Annotated in this window: 17 protein-coding genes and 1 pseudogene; 9 read left to right on the forward strand and 9 right to left on the reverse strand. The window is 42.0% G+C overall.

Features of this window, described 5'->3' with window-relative positions:
* Positions 1-105 (forward strand): annotated as a pseudogene (locus tag V7K36_RS30630) (IS5/IS1182 family transposase); the annotation flags it as partial.
* A gap of 206 nt (positions 106-311) precedes the next feature.
* Here the strand turns inward: V7K36_RS30630 and V7K36_RS30635 are convergent.
* Positions 312-1793 carry a GTP-binding protein gene (locus V7K36_RS30635; protein ID WP_335121449.1) on the reverse strand — a complete coding sequence of 494 codons (1482 nt, stop codon included), beginning with the start codon at positions 1791-1793 and terminating at the stop codon, positions 312-314.
* Between the two features lie 188 nt (positions 1794-1981).
* Here V7K36_RS30635 and tpiA point away from each other — a divergent pair, with 188 nt between their 5' ends.
* Both tpiA and folP read left to right on the forward strand, forming a co-directional pair.
* Complete coding sequence (gene tpiA, locus V7K36_RS30640) at positions 1982-2713, forward strand: triose-phosphate isomerase (RefSeq protein ID WP_334825692.1); 732 nt, start codon at positions 1982-1984, stop codon at positions 2711-2713.
* Between the two features lie 78 nt (positions 2714-2791).
* Positions 2792-3652: a dihydropteroate synthase gene (gene folP, locus V7K36_RS30645; protein WP_335121451.1), complete on the forward strand. Its 861-nt coding sequence runs from the start codon at positions 2792-2794 to the stop codon at positions 3650-3652.
* Here folP and V7K36_RS30650 read toward each other — a convergent pair.
* Positions 3649-4491, reverse strand: a complete 843-nt coding sequence (locus tag V7K36_RS30650) for an SPFH domain-containing protein (protein WP_334825696.1) — start codon at positions 4489-4491, stop codon at positions 3649-3651. The genes folP and V7K36_RS30650 overlap by 4 nt on opposite strands.
* Before the next feature lie 680 nt (positions 4492-5171).
* Here V7K36_RS30650 and V7K36_RS30655 point away from each other — a divergent pair.
* On the forward strand, positions 5172-5516 hold the full coding sequence (locus V7K36_RS30655; RefSeq protein ID WP_334787844.1) for a hypothetical protein: 345 nt from the start codon (positions 5172-5174) through the stop codon (positions 5514-5516).
* 242 nt (positions 5517-5758) lie between these two features.
* On the opposite strand, the gene pth is transcribed toward V7K36_RS30655, so the two are convergent.
* The 6 genes from pth to psbH form a co-directional block, all read right to left on the reverse strand.
* The gene (pth, locus tag V7K36_RS30660; RefSeq protein WP_335121453.1) at positions 5759-6400 is read right to left on the reverse strand and encodes an aminoacyl-tRNA hydrolase; all 642 of its coding nucleotides are present in this window, start codon (positions 6398-6400) and stop codon (positions 5759-5761) included.
* A 33-nt stretch (positions 6401-6433) separates the two neighbouring features.
* Entirely contained in the window at positions 6434-6706 is a 273-nt protein-coding gene (locus V7K36_RS30665; RefSeq protein WP_298917780.1) for a TatA/E family twin arginine-targeting protein translocase, read from the reverse strand.
* A gap of 405 nt (positions 6707-7111) precedes the next feature.
* Positions 7112-9661, reverse strand: a complete 2550-nt coding sequence (locus tag V7K36_RS30670) for an SUMF1/EgtB/PvdO family nonheme iron enzyme (protein ID WP_335121455.1) — start codon at positions 9659-9661, stop codon at positions 7112-7114.
* A 129-nt stretch (positions 9662-9790) separates the two neighbouring features.
* The gene (locus tag V7K36_RS30675; RefSeq protein WP_335121457.1) at positions 9791-10144 is read right to left on the reverse strand and encodes a hypothetical protein; all 354 of its coding nucleotides are present in this window, start codon (positions 10142-10144) and stop codon (positions 9791-9793) included.
* Positions 10126-10479, reverse strand: coding sequence for a hypothetical protein (locus tag V7K36_RS30680; RefSeq protein ID WP_334825702.1), 354 nt, complete (start codon positions 10477-10479; stop codon positions 10126-10128). The genes V7K36_RS30675 and V7K36_RS30680 overlap by 19 nt, the downstream gene beginning before the upstream one ends.
* Positions 10480-11154: 675 nt before the next feature.
* Complete coding sequence (gene psbH / locus V7K36_RS30685) at positions 11155-11358, reverse strand: photosystem II reaction center phosphoprotein PsbH (RefSeq protein ID WP_334944327.1); 204 nt, start codon at positions 11356-11358, stop codon at positions 11155-11157.
* Positions 11359-11443: 85 nt separating this feature from the next.
* Here psbH and psbN point away from each other — a divergent pair, with 85 nt between their 5' ends.
* On the forward strand, positions 11444-11575 hold the full coding sequence (gene psbN, locus V7K36_RS30690; protein ID WP_196525836.1) for a photosystem II reaction center protein PsbN: 132 nt from the start codon (positions 11444-11446) through the stop codon (positions 11573-11575).
* Between the two features lie 76 nt (positions 11576-11651).
* On the opposite strand, the gene V7K36_RS30695 is transcribed toward psbN, so the two are convergent.
* Complete coding sequence (locus V7K36_RS30695; protein WP_335121459.1) at positions 11652-14903, reverse strand: alpha-mannosidase; 3252 nt, start codon at positions 14901-14903, stop codon at positions 11652-11654.
* A 105-nt stretch (positions 14904-15008) separates the two neighbouring features.
* Here V7K36_RS30695 and V7K36_RS30700 point away from each other — a divergent pair, with 105 nt between their 5' ends.
* From V7K36_RS30700 to V7K36_RS30715, 4 genes are all read left to right on the forward strand, one after another.
* Entirely contained in the window at positions 15009-16682 is a 1674-nt protein-coding gene (locus tag V7K36_RS30700) for a hypothetical protein (protein ID WP_335121461.1), read from the forward strand.
* A 111-nt stretch (positions 16683-16793) separates the two neighbouring features.
* Positions 16794-17033 carry a hypothetical protein gene (locus tag V7K36_RS30705; protein ID WP_335121463.1) on the forward strand — a complete coding sequence of 80 codons (240 nt, stop codon included), beginning with the start codon at positions 16794-16796 and terminating at the stop codon, positions 17031-17033.
* Complete coding sequence (locus V7K36_RS30710) at positions 17030-17476, forward strand: type II toxin-antitoxin system VapC family toxin (RefSeq protein ID WP_335121465.1); 447 nt, start codon at positions 17030-17032, stop codon at positions 17474-17476. Before V7K36_RS30705 ends, V7K36_RS30710 begins: the two co-directional genes overlap by 4 nt.
* A gap of 161 nt (positions 17477-17637) precedes the next feature.
* A complete protein-coding gene (locus V7K36_RS30715) occupies positions 17638-18558 on the forward strand; it encodes an alpha/beta hydrolase (protein ID WP_335121467.1) in 921 nt (306 codons plus the stop codon).
* Positions 18559-19007: the final 449 nt, after the last annotated feature.

A 19007-nucleotide genomic window follows, 5' to 3' on the forward strand; every position in this document is an offset into this window, starting at 1 on the left:
AAAATCTTTAAAATTTTGTCTGATAGATATCGCAATCGTCACCGACGTTTTGGCTTAAGATCAAATTTAATTGCGGGAATTTATAATCACGAATTCGCCTTATAAATTAGATTAAAAAATAAATTAATCAAATAATTTCAGTTATTAATTAATAGCTGAAACGATATTTTTCGCCAAAAATTTTAATGAGCGATCGCCTGATAATACTTAATCGAAAAAATCGATAGATCCTTCCTATTTTAATTGCCAAAACTCAAATTAAAATAACCCAAGATTATACCACAAAATATTTATGCAAGAGTTCTTATGCATCACTTTCTGAGTTTTACCTTGTAGAGCAATTCATCTTTAATCCGGTTGAGAATTGAAGCCTCATCCAGGTTTGCCAAAATCCGATTAATCACTGCTTTCGGCCCATCAGGCCCCCAAGTCGCGCCATTAGCTAAATAAACTTTGGTAACTTGTCCAATACCGTAAGAAGAAACACCAGCTACTCCCGCTTGCGTGATTGCCACCGATATATAAGGGCCAAGCGCAATGCCACCCGTAGCGGTTGCAGAGATCCCAAGTAAAGTTTTTAATCCACTCAAGCCCAAATTTGCTAACAATTCACTCGCACCAATGCCGCCCATACTCAGGGCGATTTTTTGTAGCAGTTGTACAGCCCCGGCTTCGGTCATGGAGAAGCCATAGAGTTTAGATAAACCCAAAATCAGAGCAATATCAATAACCACACTACTCAGAATATCTACCACAGTTACGGGATTGAGTGCGATCGCTAATGCCTTAGTCATCACAGCCTTCCAAATCAACTGATTGGCATTCTGTTCCCGAATCATCAGTTTTCGCTCAATCAATTGCTCATTTACAATATCAGCATAAAGCATGGTATTGAGAGCAACCAAAGCTTTACCCTCACGGTGCAGAATCTCCAAAATTTTCAGCTTCAGTTCCTCGACTTTCGCATTCCCTGTACGCAACTGTATGCCCCTAGTACCATCAGGGCGACGAATCGCCGTCTTCACCAATGGCGATGCCGCAGCCATAACAATTTCTAAAGGCGTCAGTAATTCCCGCACTCTTTCATCCAGGATTTTGTGATAAATTACCATCCGGTCTACTTCGGGATACTGGTCTACTTTGTTAAACACCAGAATGATCGGTTTACCTGCTTCTCGCAATTGAGAAAGAGCCATGTATTCCAGCTTTGTCATGTCACCAGATATCACAAACAGGATCAGATCCGCTTGTTTAGCAATCTGTTCAGCTAAGGCGGCACGGGTTGCACCATCTACTTCGTCTAACCCAGGAGTATCAATTAATTCCACCTGCGATTGACCTACACCAGGAAGAGTGACTCGCAAAGCCCGTTCAGTTTCCCCAATCGCTTCCTCACTAATACTCCAATTAACTGTTTGTGCCGCACGGGTGACACCGTGCAGCGGCCCAGTTTCAAATACTGTTTGCCCAACCAAAGCATTGAGTAGCGAAGATTTCCCACGTCCCACCATCCCAAAAGCTGCAATCTGCACCACCATGCGATCTAACTTCCCCAGCATGGTTTCCAAGTCAGCAATTTCTGTTTCCAATCCGGTTTTTTCTTGGGGTGTGAGGTCAAGATTGGCTACCAAGTTTCGCAGCGCCGTTTGTGCTTGTTTATAATTCAGTTCAGTCTGAATGTCTTCAAAACTGAAAATGGCACTATTCAGTTCTTCCTCCCAACTGAGAGAATTTGCGTCAGTGTTGGCGGAATCGCTTTGATGAGGTTCAGGCACGGGCAATGTCGAAGTCATATCAATTTGAGATTTGAAATTTGGGATTTTTAAATTAGCCCTATCTCTTATCCTAGTTATTTTTAACAGAGGTTTAGGGAGATGAGGAGAATAACTCTTGACCAATGACCAATGACCAATGACTAACAAAAAGTCATAAACTGAAAAATGCATCTAAATAACTCGTTAGGATCTTGACTAAATTACCTGTGCGGAAAATCGTTATTGCCGGCAACTGGAAAATGTTCAAAACCCAGGCAGAGACCCAGGAGTTTTTACAAGGATTTCTGCCCCACTTAGAGGAAACCCCCCAAGGGCGAGAAGTGATATTGTGCCCTCCGTTCACTGATTTAAGCCTTTTGTCCAAGAGTTTGCACGGTAGCCTCATCCACCTGGGGGCGCAAAATGTCCACTGGGAAGAATTTGGAGCCTATACGGGTGAGATTTCTGCCCCAATGCTGACAGAAAGTGGCGTGCGCTTTGTGATTGTCGGTCATAGCGAACGACGGCAATACTTTTGTGAAACGGACGCCACCGTTAATCTGCGCCTCCGAACTGCTCAAAGGTTTGGTTTGACCCCCATTCTCTGTGTTGGCGAAACTAAACAACAACGAGATGTGGGAGAAGCTGAATCACTGATTACTCTCCAACTCGACAAAGCCTTGGTAGATATTGATCAGGAAAATTTGGTGATTGCCTACGAACCTATTTGGGCGATTGGTACTGGTGATACCTGTGAAGTAACGGAGGCGAATCGGATAATTGGCTTAATTCGGAGCAAGTTGAGTAATCCGAATGTATCAATTCAATATGGCGGCTCAGTCAAGCCGAATAATATTGATGAGATCATGGCTCAACCAGAAATTGATGGTGTTTTAGTGGGAGGAGCAAGTCTGGAACCTGAGAGTTTCGCTCGGATTGTGAATTTTAAGCCAGTGTGATGTGCCTTCTTCTCGTTCCCATGCTCTGCATGGGAATGACTAGAGTGGCGCCGCCGCCTCATATAGAAATGTAGATTTATGCCAAGCAACTTGAAAATTCGAGGACGCTGTTTCGATTGGGGACAGCGGACTTATTTGATGGGCATTTTGAATGTGACGCCTGATAGCTTTAGTGATGGGGGTGAGTTTAACACTACCTCTGCCGCTTTAGTACAGGCGCAAGCACTGATAGCTGCTGGTGCTGACATGATCGATGTAGGCGGTCAATCAACTCGACCAGGGGCAAAGCAAATAACTCTGGTGGAGGAACTTGATCGGGTAGTATCAGTATTACAAGTAATAAGACCAGAAATTTCAGTACCGATTTCTGTAGATACTACCCGTGCTGCTGTAGCCAGGGCATCTGTAGAAATTGGAGCGGATATTATTAATGATATTTCTGGCGGCACTTTTGACTCAGAAATGTTGCCAACAGTGGCAGAGTTAGATGTGCCGATAATTTTAATGCACATCCGGGGAACACCACAGACAATGCAACAACAAACTGATTATCAAGATTTGCTGGAAGAGATTTATAGTTTTTTGGCTCGGCAAATTGGGGTAGCAACTGCTGTAGGCATTGACCTGGATAAAATTATTATTGATCCTGGTATTGGCTTTGCTAAGAACTATAAGCAAAATTTAGAAATTTTTCGCGGCTTGCGATCGCTGGCAGCACTCAACTGTCCTATCTTGGTAGGAGCATCTCGTAAAAGTTTCATTGGTCGCATTTTAAATCAACCAGATCCAAAAGCACGAGTTTGGGGAACGGCAGCAGCTTGTTGTGCTGCTATTTTTAATGGTGCTGATATTCTGCGAGTTCACGATGTTCAAGAAATGCGCGATGTGTCATTGGTAGCTGATGCACTATTGAGAAAAGTCGTACAGCCTGAGTGTTAGGTATTACCATTTTCGGATTTTTTGCTGTGACCTTCTGTCATTATCGACTCGTTGATCAACTCATGAAACATTTCAGTTGAGTTGGCTGGGTCTACAAAGACAATTTTGGCATTACTGCTCTCACCAAGTTTTTGGCTAGCATCTACGTAATCTTGAGCTACAAGATACCGCAGAATGTCCCTACTATCTGGATTGGAACGCAGAGCTTGAGAAATGATTTGCACTGAAGCCATAGTTCCTTCTGCTTTTTTAATGGCAGCTTCCTTTTCCCCTTCTGCTTCGGTAATCAGCGCCCGTTTTTTGATTACAGCGGCTTGCTCCTCTTCCCTCGACCTTCGTACACTCTCAGGTAAAGTAATTCTCTGAAGGTCTAACCGGAGAATATCAACTCCCCAATCTGTGGTTATACTATTCAACTCGAATAACAGAGCTGAGTGCATCTCCATTCTGGAGACATTGGTCTGCTCCAGGGTGTTCTGGGCAATGATTTCCCGGAGCGTGGTTGTAGTCACCTGTGTCAGTGCCCCTTGCAGATCCTCAATAGCATAAAAGCTTTTCTCAATATCTTTGATGCGCCAGTACATAACAGCGTCCACTTCCACGGAAATATTATCTTGGGTGATCACATCCTGAGGTTTGATGTCTAAAATTTGCTCTCGTGTAGTATCTTCCATCACAACCTGATCTACCAAGGGAACAATAAAGTTCAGCCCTGGCTTAAGTTTGCGATGATAGCGCCCCAAGCGTTCGACTAGGGCTTCATTACCTTGATTAATCAGTTTTGCAGAACCTAAGGCATAACCTATAAGCACTAAAACTATAAAAATGATTGGCTCCATATATACTCCTATTCAGCTTTGGGGAGAATTTAGTGTCAAGGATATGCTACTAGATTGTCATATCTTTGAGTTTAATGTTTTGAGTAGGACTGTTTTGCAGAATGCGATCGCTATTAAAGCACCTTGATAAAACGCTGGCAAGGACTACTTTATGTAATCAACATTACCGAAACAGTGCCGCTAGCGGATAGCTAAAGTTTAGCCCGTGTCCAGTTTTGAGTGCTGAGGGTAAAAATTCATTAAGTCCTACTTCTTATATCATGTCCGCTTGATTACTTATTAAACCCGAAGAACCCCACCCCGCCAAAGCTGCGTTTTGTCTCCCTGCCCCTAATCTCCAGAGCAGGGTGGTTTCATACAAGCAGAGAAAAAACAAAACTGAGTTTCAAAGTCTCTCTCCGCTTCGGGGAGAGGATTAAGGGGAGCCAGCGCTCAGAGGGGTTTCCCCAAGTGGAGCATCTGGCGTGTGGGGTGCAATGACTATGGGAATCACAACTAATTACCCGAACATGATATTACTCAGTACACCGGAATTGTACTGACACCTTCAGACAATCGGGACTTTTATTCAATATATTCACTTAATTTAAAATATTTGACGTAAAATATAGCATAATGCAAAAAACCTCCAGTATGATCGGATTAAAATTAGCTTCAGCCATTAAAAATGTAAAAAAATTATGAGCAGGCTGTTAATCAGACTTATTGGTTTAATTTTACTTATTACAGGTTTATACTTTTTCGGTCAAGACATCATATTTGTTAGCGGTTACTATTCATATTTTTACCGTAGCTTACCTGCTACAGCTTCCGTTATCGCAACTATGATAGGTGTATTTGCATTAGTCTTCTTTCGTAGAGAAACTGGTAACTTGGGATGGATTTTTCTAGGCATTGGCATAGTACTAGTTTTCTTAAGCGGTGGAGTTATTTTAAAGCCAACTAGCTTATGGGATTTCATAATTGCTTTTGCAGCATTAGCATCTGGATATAAATTACTAAATGAGGGCAGAATCAGCTTTTAAATAAGTGTAGGTTGGGTTGAGGAACGAAACCCAACATTTGTTGTGGTTTGTTGGGTTTCACTTCGTACCCCTACGGGGATCTTGCTACAACCCAACCTACGATTATCCTTAACCCAAGCGTATTGGGCTTTATTTTGGTTGGATAGAGCAAGCTAAAATCGCTACCCATCAACCAAAATAAACGCCTTTAAACATCGGTTAGCTTCCTTTCTTCTAGCTGATAGCGCAGTATTCATCCAACCCTAAGACTCAGAATTATTAATAGTGCGGCTATTACAAATATTCATCGCCTTTTCTACTCCCTGCTTAAGGCTTAGTTCAATACACTCAACCACGAACTGAAGTACAAAAGACATCAGCTGATTTTCTGCTGCCGAAAATCGCCCCAGCACATAGGAGACAGTATCTGAATCATCGTTATTAGCTGCACCTTTGGGTTTACCAATACCGATTCGTAAACGGGGAAAGTTTTGGGTACCAAGATGTGCGATCGCACTTTTCATGCCGTTATGTCCCCCAGCCGAACCAGATAAGCGCAGCCGAGTTTTTCCCAAGGGCAAATCCATATCGTCATAAATCACCAGCACTGATTCAGGCGGCAATTTATACCAACTTGTCACCGCTTGTATTGCTTGTCCTGAGCGATTCATATAAGTCAACGGCTTCAGCAAGCGAATCTTACCTCCACTTGGGGCGATCCCCTCGCCATACTCACCCTGAAACTTGCGATTTTCTGCTAAGGGAATACGCCAAGAACGGGAGAGAGTTTCTACAGCAGCAAAGCCGATATTATGGCGTGTTTGGTTGTACTTAGTTTCTGGATTCCCCAACCCGACAATTAGCTGGGGAATCACCAAAGCTGGTTGCGTAACTGCTTCTGTCATTTTGCCTACAGTCAATTGATATTAAGCACTCTCCTAGCTAGGTTGGGAAGAACTAGCGGTATCCTGCTCAGATTTAGCAGGGTGGATTTGCTTAGGTTCCAATTCAGCAGTAGTCTTTACAGCTTCTTCTAACTGTTCTGCTTCTTTTTGAAACTCGTTTTGAAAATCCTTGGAAGCTTCTTGGAAACTACGAATTGTTTTGCCCACACTCCGACCAATTTCTGGCAGCTTCTTTGGGCCAAAGATTAACAATGCCACTACCATAATTACAGCCATTTCCGGCAGACCGATACCAAATATATTCATCTTTATCTCCTGTAAACTCTAAAATCACTACATAGACTCACATATTATTATGTAGTCTACTCAATAATCGCCTATTATAGAAAGCGATAATCGCCCCACGAGCGAGTGATGCCTTAAGTAAGTCAGAGCTAATATTTCCAGCTATCTTAAGAAATTTAAATGTAGGTGCGTTATCGTGCAGTGCAAAGCACCGCCAAAAATTTTACGTCTGCCTTAATATATTTCTTCTATAGAGTAGAGCAACTATTCGGTTGTAACACCTACATAAGTCTTTTGGATGACCGATAATTATTTCATTTGATTTAATTAATCTTAATATTTGGGCTAAAAAAATCGAGTCCCCATGAGGCGACAAAAAAGTAAAAAAGAACAAGCGTAAAGTGTAGAGGACTAAAATATAAAGGGCTACTGAAGAATCCTCCCAACCCCGCAGACAACACGAAAACCAATATCGTAGCAGAAGTTGTCGCGCTCCGCCCAATCGTCGAAGCTGCGAGACGCGGAACGGCAGTACTTAGGATCGTTGATCCAGGAACCGCCCCGCAGCACAGCACTTCCTTGTTTTTGATAAAGGTTATTATTATCATAAAGCCAAGCAGTACCATCTGTCAGCGCTCCTTCATAGTTATCGTGCCAATCGTCGAGACACCATTCCCATACCTGACCGTGCATATCGTATAACCCAAAGGTGTTAGCTACTTTAAAGTAGCCCACAACTGTAGTTTCTTTTCGATATGTTCCTTTTACCTCAACACGGTAAGTTTGGGTAGTATTATAGTTGGCTAACTCTGATGTAATTGTTTCGCCAAAATGGAATGGGGTGGTTGTTCCAGCTCTAGACGCATATTCCCATTCCGCTTCGCTGGGCAGGCGGTACTGTCTTTTAGCATGGGCAGTAAGGCGGGAGCAAAACTCAACCGCATCGTACCAGGAAACTAGCTCAACAGGACGATTTGCACCTTTAAAACGCGATGGATCACGGCTTAGTTCTCGGTTAATTTGCGGTAATGCTGCTACGGCTTTCCACTGTACTTGGGTGATTGGATACTTGCCCATAAAAAAGGGTTGAACCTTTACTTTATGTTGAGGTTTTTCAAAGTTGTGTCCTTCCCCTTCTGGCGAACCCATAATAAAAGTACCACCGGGAATGACGACCATTTCTAAGGTGATACCTTTACCCAGGTCTTCGTTAAAGTATTGGGCAAGTTTTGTTTCTCGTTCGATGATTTCGCCGCGACGGTTGACGGTAATGGTTTCAAACTCAAAGGACTTTAGCTCATCACTTTCTCGTCCCAAAGATTGAACATCTTTAAATTCTTCTCTAGAAGAAAAAGCAGCGCTCGCATTTCTCACTAAATCTTCTCCCATTCGATCCTGATTTGTTTGGGCTGCTGCTAAAGCCAAATCCAATCTAACCAAAGGGTCTTGATTTGCTTCAATCCAACGCCAATAAGGACTTAATGAAGCTGTTATCCTAGCACTGCAACAGATTTTATCTGAACTCATTTCATGCTCATAACCCCATTCAAGAAACAAGATTAAGTTTGAGTTTTCTTGCAGAAGCAACTCCTGCCCTCTCTTCTCATCTCCATTACCAAAAAGCTTGAGAACTGTGTCACAGAAATTGCCATTATAAAAATCCAAAACTTGAGGAGCAACATAGTCAATTCCTCTGCCTTTCTGCAATTTACTTTCTGCGTAAGTACGGGCAGGTTCGGGTAAAGTTACTCTCCAATCAGATGCACTATGAGACTTTTCTGCCATTGAAAACTTGAGCAATTCCATTAAAGCCTTATTTCCACTTCTGCCCCGAATAGCCATAGCTAAATCCCGACTCAACCCACTAGGAAAGAAAGCCAACAAAGGAAATATATCTTGTCCTTCTACCGACAACATTTCAAAGGAGCGCTCTAAGGTGATCCGCAGACTTCTTTCTTTTCTTTCTTCAGGAGAACAAGAATCAAGAACGGACAGTGGTTCAATATCCAAATCTTCACACAGCATCTTGAGAGTACATTGAGTTTCTGCCATATAAGATGCTGCTAGTTTAATGGGTAAGGGATAGCCATCAAGAAACTTTACTAAAAGATTAAAATCTTCTACCAAATCATCATTGTCTCCCCATTGTGCTTGTGATGGAGCATATTTTTTAAATATCTCTCTTGTTTCTGATGCTCCCATACTGTAAACTTCTTCTTGACGGCAATCAATATCCCTTACTAAAGAATCACGACAAGTTAACAATAGTCTTAAATTAGGACACTGTTCTAAAAGCGAGTTCAAAAGTTTAATTAGTTCATTGGATTCTTTCTCAATCAATTTATCCAAATCATCCAGAATCAAAAACAATCGACTATTCTTTAACTCCTTCTCTAAAGCAAAACTCCTTAATTCAAGACTCTGTGTAACTTTGATAATTAGCGTTCCTACAGAATCAGTATCGCGCAAACTAATAAACCAAACTCCATCCTTATAGCGATTCCGCTCATGTAACCACTGAGCAATGGCATAAGCTAAGGCAGTTTTACCTATTCCTCCCATACCATGAAGAGCAATACAACGTTTATCCGACTCTAGCAGTTCTTTAATTACCTGATGTATTTCTTGCCTGCGTCCTACAAATTTTGAATCTTTACGGGGAATATTAGTATTTGACCACTGGGGATAGATAACCTGGTGAGAATCGGCTGGTTCTATAATCAGCGATTGATTATGAGAAATTTGGGGTAGCAATCGAAATTTGAAGGCTTCATCGAAATTAACTCCTTGCTGAAAAGTCTGAGAGTTAAACATTTTTATTAATTTATCATCAAGTTTAACTGCATTACGACTCAATAAGAAACTATTCCCAACTGAATCCTGATTGAATAATGCCTGATAAAGTCGTCGAGAAAAACATTGGGCTGCGACATCTAGAATTTTATCTTCAGCGTTAACCGCAATTACATGAGACACTCCTGCTTTTACAAAAGCTTGAGCTAACTTTTCGGAATGACAGGCATTCAATAATGCTAATTGACAGGGTGGCTGGTTTTGATTTGATAAAGCGATCGCTAGTTCTTCTTCACTAAAAGAACGAGTAATTCACACTTCATCTTCTAACACCAAAGCTGTATTATCCTGATCTCTCATTCCATGACCAATAAAATGAATAATCAGTGGTTTGACACGATGACACAACACATCTTGTAGAGTCTGTGAGGTGGCTACTTTAACCACTATTTCCACTGCTATAGGGTGAGATATATCCTCTAACACCGAAGCAATGGCATCAATTTCTTCCTGGAGCGATAAATTCTCTACTGGCGATAATTCTTCAGTCAGCAGAGGGGCTGAAAACAAGATCAGAATTTGATTACTGAACGAATTATCTTGTTTAGGAACTTTTTCTACCCTTGGACTAAGGGTAACTTTTTCAGCTACTTTTGAGACAGCCATTCTTCTATTTCTTCATCAGTAGCGGTGCTTAAGTCAAGAGAGGGACGAACTGGGTGTTGTAACGTACCTTTTGGTTCTATTCCTTTTTCTCGCAATTTTCGCCGCCAATTATTGATCGCCTTAGCGACTTTGATACTGTACTCTATCAAATTGGCTGTTGCTGCTATCCCTCCAACTACTGTAGCCACAAAAACTATGTCATCTGCACCTACTATCCGACTTGGTGACTTTTGCACCTTGATTGAACTCATCCCCAGCAATGTTTCTAAAGACTCTATTTCATCTGGGGGCAGTTGGGATGAAATCACTATGCTACAGAGAGGAATTTCGCTCATTTACACCTCTAAAAGTTTTATTTTTTGAGCAATATTTGCAGTTCTTCAACTTTAGCTTCCAATTAAGCCACCCGTTGACTCAATGGTATCTTAGAACGACAGCCCAAGTAAGTGGCGAGCACTAACAACCACATCCGTCCTTGACATGCCAGTTCGCTCAACGTAGCTATTGAGTTCTTCTAGGAGAGATGGGAGAATTCTGATGGCGATTTGCGGTTTGCTCATACTTGGATTTAAAAGCTACATTAACTTTTAATCCTGTTTGACTAAGTAATACTTAGTGATATTGTAGTACGGCATTTTTTTTCGCAGATGTTTCGCTTCTACCCCGCTTGTGTCACTCTGGGGAGAAAAAAATAAATGTAGCAGGACTTACGCAAAAAGGCAGTGAAAGCCTTGATTTCCCGTAGGGGCAATTCATGAATTGTCCCTACATTTCGTACTTGATGCGTAAGTCCTATGTAGGTTGGGTTGAACGAATGTAAACAGCGTCCCGTAGGGAAGTGAAACCTAACAAACTCTTGAGAATGTTGGGTTTCGTTCCTCAACCCAACCTACACCTGCTAAATTATCAGTACTGAGTTATTGTCCAGTAATAAATCACAACTCACAAAAAAACCCGGATGAACCGGGTGTAACTTAACTTGTGATCCAAACTTGATAGCTCTGTATCCGTTAGCGTCCTAAACTCCGCCAATCGACAAGTACATCCTGAATCAACAGTGATTTATTGTAAAGTTGCAGAATAATCAGCAGAAACACGAAAAATAGCAAAATAAAAACAGCCATTACAGGGGTAGTACCCCATCCTGGAGCCACCTTTCCATACTCAGAGTTCAGGGGTTTCAGGATATCTCCCAACCAAGTCCTTTGTGCCATAGTTCACCCAAGATTACTTACCAAAGCTTTTTTTAATGTTCTGTAATATTCTATAAGAATAGCACTCATAATCTATCTCTCAATTATGGAACCCGCAATAGTTCTTAGCATTTCTGTGGCTGTCGTGGTGGTTGCCATCACCGGACTGTCGATTTATACCTCCTTTGGCCCTCCTAGCAAGCAGTTGAACGATCCGTTTGATGACCACGAAGATTAAAGGAGTCATTGGTCAGTGGTCATTTGTTAGTGGTCAGTGGAAAACCACAACTGGCCACTGACACAGCAATAGTGACTCAGTCCAGCCTGGGATTAGTCGCTGGTATTACCTTGAAACTGGCGATTTTCCAAGGCTCTATCGTCAAGATTTGTTGCTGAGATGAGAATTCAGTGGTAGAGCAACGCTCTAACAAATCTACTCTATCTCCTAGACTCAACCCTAAATCACTTTGCAAAGCTAAGTCGGCTATTTCTCCGTGACATTCATAACACCGTATAATTAACTGCTGTGGGTCATCCTCAGATGGCTTCAAGGCCATTAAAATTAAATTTTCAGCTGATAAATCTAGGAACCTCACCCCTTTAATAGTGTGGAGTGCTGTTAACGGATAGCTATGGTTTACGCCGTTGTGAATGCTGAGTGGATTCAATATCACTTGTAGGGATATATTCAATTCATAGCCACGCCGTACTGTATGGGCTGATTCCCAGCTACCACCATGAGGATATAAGGTATATGTGAACTCGTGAAAACCTCGGTCAGCCTCTGAGTCTGGCCAATTAGGACTGCGTAACAGTGTCAGGCGGAGTTGATTTGGTTTGCTGTCGTAACCGTATTTACAATCATTCAGCAAACTGACACCATAATGATTTTGGATTGCCGTATTTTTCTGTGTGTCTTCTGCTGTCAAATCAGCCCAACGCAAAGCGGGAACTTCCCATTTGGCTTGTTCTGCGGGGGTTTGTGGGTTACTTGGGCGGCGAATCGCGCCACAGGGAATTTCATAGGTAGCAAAGTCTGCTTCAACATTCAGAGGAAAAGCAGCTTTCACCAATACATGATTTTCTTGCCAATTGACGGTAGTAGCTATGTTCAGCAGAGGTGAACCAGCTTTGAGAATATAGTCTTGGCAAAATTCTGATTCACCTAACTGACGCACCACGCGCACACGACTTTGCACTGGGCCTTGTTCTAACCACTGAATAGATTGAAGATTTGTTGCGGGTAAGGGATGTTGGGCGTAATTGGGGTCTATATTCCAAGCATCCCAATATTGACCACTATCTTTAAAAGCTTGCAGTTGATTTCCCGCCCCACTCAAAACTTCTCGTTGATAAGTTTTATCAAAAACACTTGATAAATCTCCAGTATCAGGATCTATAACAACTCGCAGGAATTCATTTTCTAAAATCCAGTCTGGGAGGAGTGGGGAAGATGAGGGGGATGAGGGGGATGAGGGGGAAAGCCAAAATATGCAGTAGCCTACAGATGGAATTTCGGTGGCCAGAAATAGTAGCGTTGATGGTTTAGATAATTGGGAGACAAGCTGCTTTCCAGAAGCATCGTAAATTTGCCATTCCTCTGGCGTGGGTAAGGCTACAGAGACTACCTCAGAACGCTGCCAATTGAGAGAATTGAAAACGAAAATAGGCAAACTATCGGGTTTTGGTGGTTCTGATAAGGTAATGTGAGATGCGATCGCTAAAAGTGATGACTGTAATATCTTCGTTCCTACTTGTTCCACTTGCTGCCACTGGGGCAACGCATCTGTGTAAACTTGGGTAATTGAAGAACCAGGTAAAATATCGTGAAACTGTTGAAATAATACCTGCTTCCAAGCTGCTTCGATTTCTGCTTTGGGATATGTCACACCACAGCTTACAGTTGCCAAGGTAGCAAATAGTTCAGCTTCATACAATAAATTTTCACAACGACGATTCCAACGTTTTTGATCTGCGTGGGTAGTGTAGCAACCGCGATGGAATTCTAAGTAGAGTTCGTCATTCCAAGTAGGGAATGAGGGAGAAGCAGGGGAGGATGGGGGAGAATCATAACTATTGACAGACGCGATGAATCGCGTCTCTACGATTTGCTGTAAATACTTTTCAGCCGTCGTAAATTCTAAGTCTGGGAAGAAAGGCGACTTTTGCCAGCGTTGGGCGGTTTCTAACATATCACGGGTGGGTCCGCCGCCGTGGTCGCCGACACCAGGAAGCCAGAGGGATTCTGATAAACCAGTTTGGGTTTGCCATTCCAGAGCATAAGATGTCATTTTAACTGGGTCAATGCTTTCACCCATGGGTGCAGACATCAAACTAAAGACTTCGCTACCGTCAGGCGATCGCCACCAAAAAGCTCCATAATCAAATTTAGTAGTATCATTCCACCGTAACTTCTGGGTGACAAAATACTCAATTCCGGCATTAGCGAAAAACTGCGGTAAAGTTGCACAGAAACCAAAAGAATCTGGAACCCAAACTATAGTTGAAAGCTTGCCAAATTTCTCCTGGATGTAGCGCTGGCCATACAATAGCTGACGGACTATTGATTCACCAGCAATCAAGTTGAGTTCTGGTTCCACCCACATTCCGCCGACAACTTCCCAACGTCCAGAGACTACCTGTGCTTGAATCGCCCCAAACAAATCCGGGCGATGTTCTTCAATCCAAGCATAAAGTGCGGGAGTCGAATGACAGAAAATTAACTCAGGAAAATCTTCTTGTAACTTCAGAACCGATTCAAAAGTGTTTTGCGCCGCATTCCAGGTTTCACTCACAGGCCATAACCATGCTAAATCTAAATGAGCATGACCCAATAAGTAAATTTTAGATTTTGGATTTTGGATTTTGGATTCAATTAGGTTTTGACGTAGGGATAAAAACGACTTTACTAACTCTCCTTTCTCTTCCTTCGTGTCCTTAGCGCCTTCGCGGTTCGTAACCTCCCGCACCATCGCCGCCAAAACATCCAACTTCTCCGGTGTAAACTTTTCCAAATAAAGTTGCACCACAGCTAACTCATCAGCCACAAAACCCGGATCGGGATTATTATCAATAGTAGACTGATAAACTAGGAGCGATCGCACTAAAGCACCATCACAATGTCCCGGACTCACTAACCGCAAAGCCACAGTAAACTCTTCCCCTGGTGTCACCCCTCGACTGAGAAGCACTCTCGGCGAACAATCAAATAAATCACCCTCCAGCACTAACTCCCCATTCACATAAATCTCAGCAGAATCTGCCCACCAAACCAGCGCTAGCCGCAAAGATAACCCAGCCAAGGCATAACCTTGTAAATCTTGGGGAACCACCAATCTTTGTACTAGCCATAGCACTTTTTTGCCGCCTGTCCAAGCAATATGTTCTTTAGCATTCAACTGGACAGGTTGCCAATGAGACAAATCAGCAGCGACAACATCAGTAATAATCAGGTCAGATTCCTGGTATAGCCACGTAGACTGAAGATTAACTTGACAAAAAGAGCGCAGTTGCTCAATAACTTGTGAGATTAATTTGGTCTGGGATTGAGAGATAGTCGGGGTCATATTTTCGCTAAGATAAGGTTACTTACGATAATTAACAGTTAGTCGTTTTTATTGTTTGGCGGGAGTCTCACAACTCAACAAGACTTGAACTAAAAAATTACTACTATGTCTTCTGGTTCCTCTGGTCGTTATCAAAGCAGACTATTTAACTTTGTCCACCAGCAATCTCGGCGGGTGACACAACAGTGGGAACACACCTTTCGGCATTTGCAAGTTGCTACTAAGTGGGGTGTGGAAGTACTACTTTACCCAGTGTATCTACTGTTTCAGTCATCGGAATCATCTGGGAAAACGCTACACACCAAAGAACCACAAACTAGACTAAAGTTACAACCAAATGATCCCGATTTCCAGCCCGAAACTCTCCCAAATGTTGATACTCCCATTCAAAATGCACTAGAGGCAGTCCATTATCTATCATCTGATGAACTCGCCTCAATTCCTGCAAAAACATCTGAACTTTTCAATCCCTTGTCCTTATTGGGAGTTTTTCGGCTGAAATTCGTTGATAATAACTCTACAAATAACGCTAATCTTACTCAATCATCAAATATTACAGAGAATAAAGCGGAAAATCTCAACCGTTTACACTTGGAAAATGTCCTTCGACAGCATCTTCCAATAGTGCGGGGAATTGCCACAAATTTGATGAATCGGAATTTAGTACTCGTTACTGCCGATAATGAAATTCTAGATATTTTGACACTCCAACAGCAGGCAAAATTAGAAGACCGGATTATTAACGAAGTTGCTAAATACTGGCAGTCTTCTCTACGAGACGCTGCGCGAAGGCGGTTGATTATAGCTAAAAAAGAAACAGAGTTATTACCACAAATTGACCGTTTATTAGCAAAACTTACTGACGTAAATACAGCCAAAATTGCCGTTATAACTGACGAGATACCAAAAGATTTACTTAATACAGATAGATTATTAGTATTTTTAGATATAGCCATTGCTAAGTTGGAATTAAATGCTTTAGTGCCTGTCCAAGAACGTAGCCAGGAAATTGTCCAAGTTGCCCAAACTCAGTTAAATATATTTCTTTATGGCAAAGAGCAATTAGCTGCTAAGGGAGAAATTGCAACCACATCTGATAGTTTGGAAACTCATAAACTCAATCTTCAGGCTTTGATTGAGGCGGCGCTTAATTACTTTTTTGGTGTTGGTAGTAGAAAAACAGTTGAGCCAACAACGAGTGATGAAAGATTGCCAGGTAAACTATTATCATCACGCCTTAGAAAACCCTTGTCCAAAAGCCCTCAGTTAGAGAACCTGGATTTAACAGATAAGCTTTGGCTAACGTGGGGTGATTTATTTGGTGACACCGAAACCGTTGCTGATAAGCCAGTTAGACTTTCTCAAAGTAAAAATCCTGCTTTAACCCCAAGTTTATCAGTAGGACATTTTCCACAAAAGAATTTGAGTGTAAAACAACCTAAACTCGAATCTGATTTGGTAGGAAGGAAACAAGCAACTAGTAATCTCGCCCCAAGTCAAAAAACATCTAGAAAAGTCGCCTCTGCGAAACAAACCCAAGCCCGTATTTCCAAAACTAAAAGCGAGAGTCGTAAAGGGGAAATTTTGCAACAGCAATTTCACCAAAGCAGTCAAGTTGAGGCACAACCAGACTGGATAGAAACTAAAGCAACTTCAACAAGCTATGAGAAGCACCCCTTAGAGCAACTTCTGGAATGGCTTGATTATGTTATGGTCTGGCTAGAAGAGAGATTTGTAAAGATTTTTCAGTCGTTGCGGCAACTATGGCAGAGGAAATAAGCTAAGAGATATTTTTTAAAAATTAGCAATAGTCAGTATTATAGTAAAGCGGCATAAGGCCAGGGTCAAAGCCCATCGCATAGACTGACCCAGTGAATCGTATACACAACCATGAATGTACAACTTGTTAATTCCCTCGTAGAAGTGGTACTAAACCTCTCCCCCGAAGAGCAAAAACTCTTTCAAGAAAAGCTTAGTAACAAGCATTTAACGTTACTAATTAGTAAACCTCAAACATCATCAGAGAGATTATTACTTTGGCAGGAGTGGATAGATACAGCACCAAAAAGCTATGCCAACCTTGATGATGAAGCTCTGCGTCGAGAAAATATCTACGATGATCAAGTATGACCCATTATTTATTAGATACCAATATCCTGTTACGCTCTAAGGATATAGCTTCACCCAATTACAATCTTGTTGATCGCACAATAAGGTATCTAATATCTAATAACCATCAATGTTTTATTACATCTCAAGTTTTAATTGAATTTTGGGTTGTAGCCACCCGTCCTATAGCTGTAAATGGATTGGGATGGACACCAGAAGAAACCGAACGAACGGTGCAAATGCTTATAAATCAGTTTGAGTGGCTAGAAGAAACACCAGATATATTTCGCCTTTGGTTTAGCCTCGCTACAACTCACAAGATTTCAGGTAAACACACCCACGATTTACGCATACAAGCAGTAGTGCTTGCCCATAACATCAGCCATATTCTGACTTTAAACCCAAAAGACTTTGTAGAAGTTGAAGGAATTACTATTGTTCACCCCAATAGCATAAACAGCTAGAGGCTGGGATTTAGTGCGATTATATACTAGCTGGAGTAGCTATTTACGGTTTGATTACCCCAATGAATCGCACAATTACTCCATAGCTAGAAGCTATTTTTACTACAATGGATGTTGACATATTAGTAGCTTGCTGAGAAAATACGTAAAAAATTAACCCTATGATTGACCATAGCGATCGCATAGTGTCTCGTAAAGAAGGCACATTTCAAGGTGTTGGAGGACTTGACCTGTATTACCAAAGCTGGCATCCAGAGGGTAAAGTACGGGCAATATTAGCCATTGTGCATGGACTTGGAGGACACAGCGATCGCTACACTAATGTGGTTCAGCATTTGATACCCAAAGAATATGCTGTCTACGGCTTAGAGTTGCGTGGTCATGGACGCTCACCAGGTCAGCGAGGCTATATCAACGCTTGGAGTGAGTTTCGTGAAGACTTGGGAGCCTTTTTAGAGTTAATTCAGACTCAGCAGCCAGGATGCCCAATTTTTATCTTGGGTCATAGTTTAGGCGCAGTAATTGTTTTAGATTATATTCTGCGCTATCCCCAACAAGCATCATTATTGCAGGGTGCGATCGCTTTAGCGCCAACCTTGGGGAAAGTTGGGGTTTCACCTGTTCGGGTGCTTTTAGGAAAAATGCTCTCACGGGTGTGGCCGCGTTTCAGTCTGAGTACAGGCATTAACATCAGCGCTGGTTCACGAGATGAGCAGGTTTTAGCCGCCTATGCCCAAGATACACTGCGACATACCCGTGCTACTGCCCGTCTAGCTACAGAATTTTTTGCAACAGTTGATTGGATTAATGCTCACGCTACTGATTGGCAATTACCATTGTTGATTCTCCACGGTGGCGCAGACCGAATTGCTTTACCAGGTGGAAGCAACATCTTTTACCAACGCGTAAATTGCAAAGATAAGCTGAGAATTGAGTATCCAGGGGCCTATCACGATATTCAGAATGACCTCAATTATCGAGAGGTAATGGCTGATTTGGAAGATTGGTTGGAGCGACACCTACCATCTGAGGTGGTGCAGTTAGGGCGGGGAAATGCTGAGTTAGAGTTTCCTAGTTCTTAGCCTTCAGTACATGAGGCTTGATTACTCTATCATCAAGCAATGTGTAGGCTTTAGCGCGTCCTAGCTTTCAAAGCTTGAGAATATGGGTAATGCAATACGCCAAGGGTGTAAAGGATTTATGGCATAGTCGCAGTTGATACGAATATTGTTGTAAGACTGTTGACCCAAGATGATGAATTAGAATTCAACAAAAGTCTAAAAATTTTCAAGGTTCAAGATGTTTTTATAGCAAATACGGTAAAATTTGAGTCGGTATTTACAAATCAAGCTTAAGCTGTATTGGCCCTTTCTGCTCAGGCTGCGGTTTTGCATCAGAAGGTTTTAAAGAAGTTAGTTTAGAGTCATCGCTTGCAGGTATAGCAACCGCCAAGGTGGTTTGGGCATAAACTAGAAGTAGTCCCTTTCGTTATCCTGCAAAACGCGATCGCTGTAAATATGCCCAAACCCTA

Origin of the sequence: Nostoc sp. (genome assembly GCF_036919555.1) — a bacterium.
Classification (GTDB): Bacteria; Cyanobacteriota; Cyanobacteriia; order Cyanobacteriales; family Nostocaceae; genus Nostoc.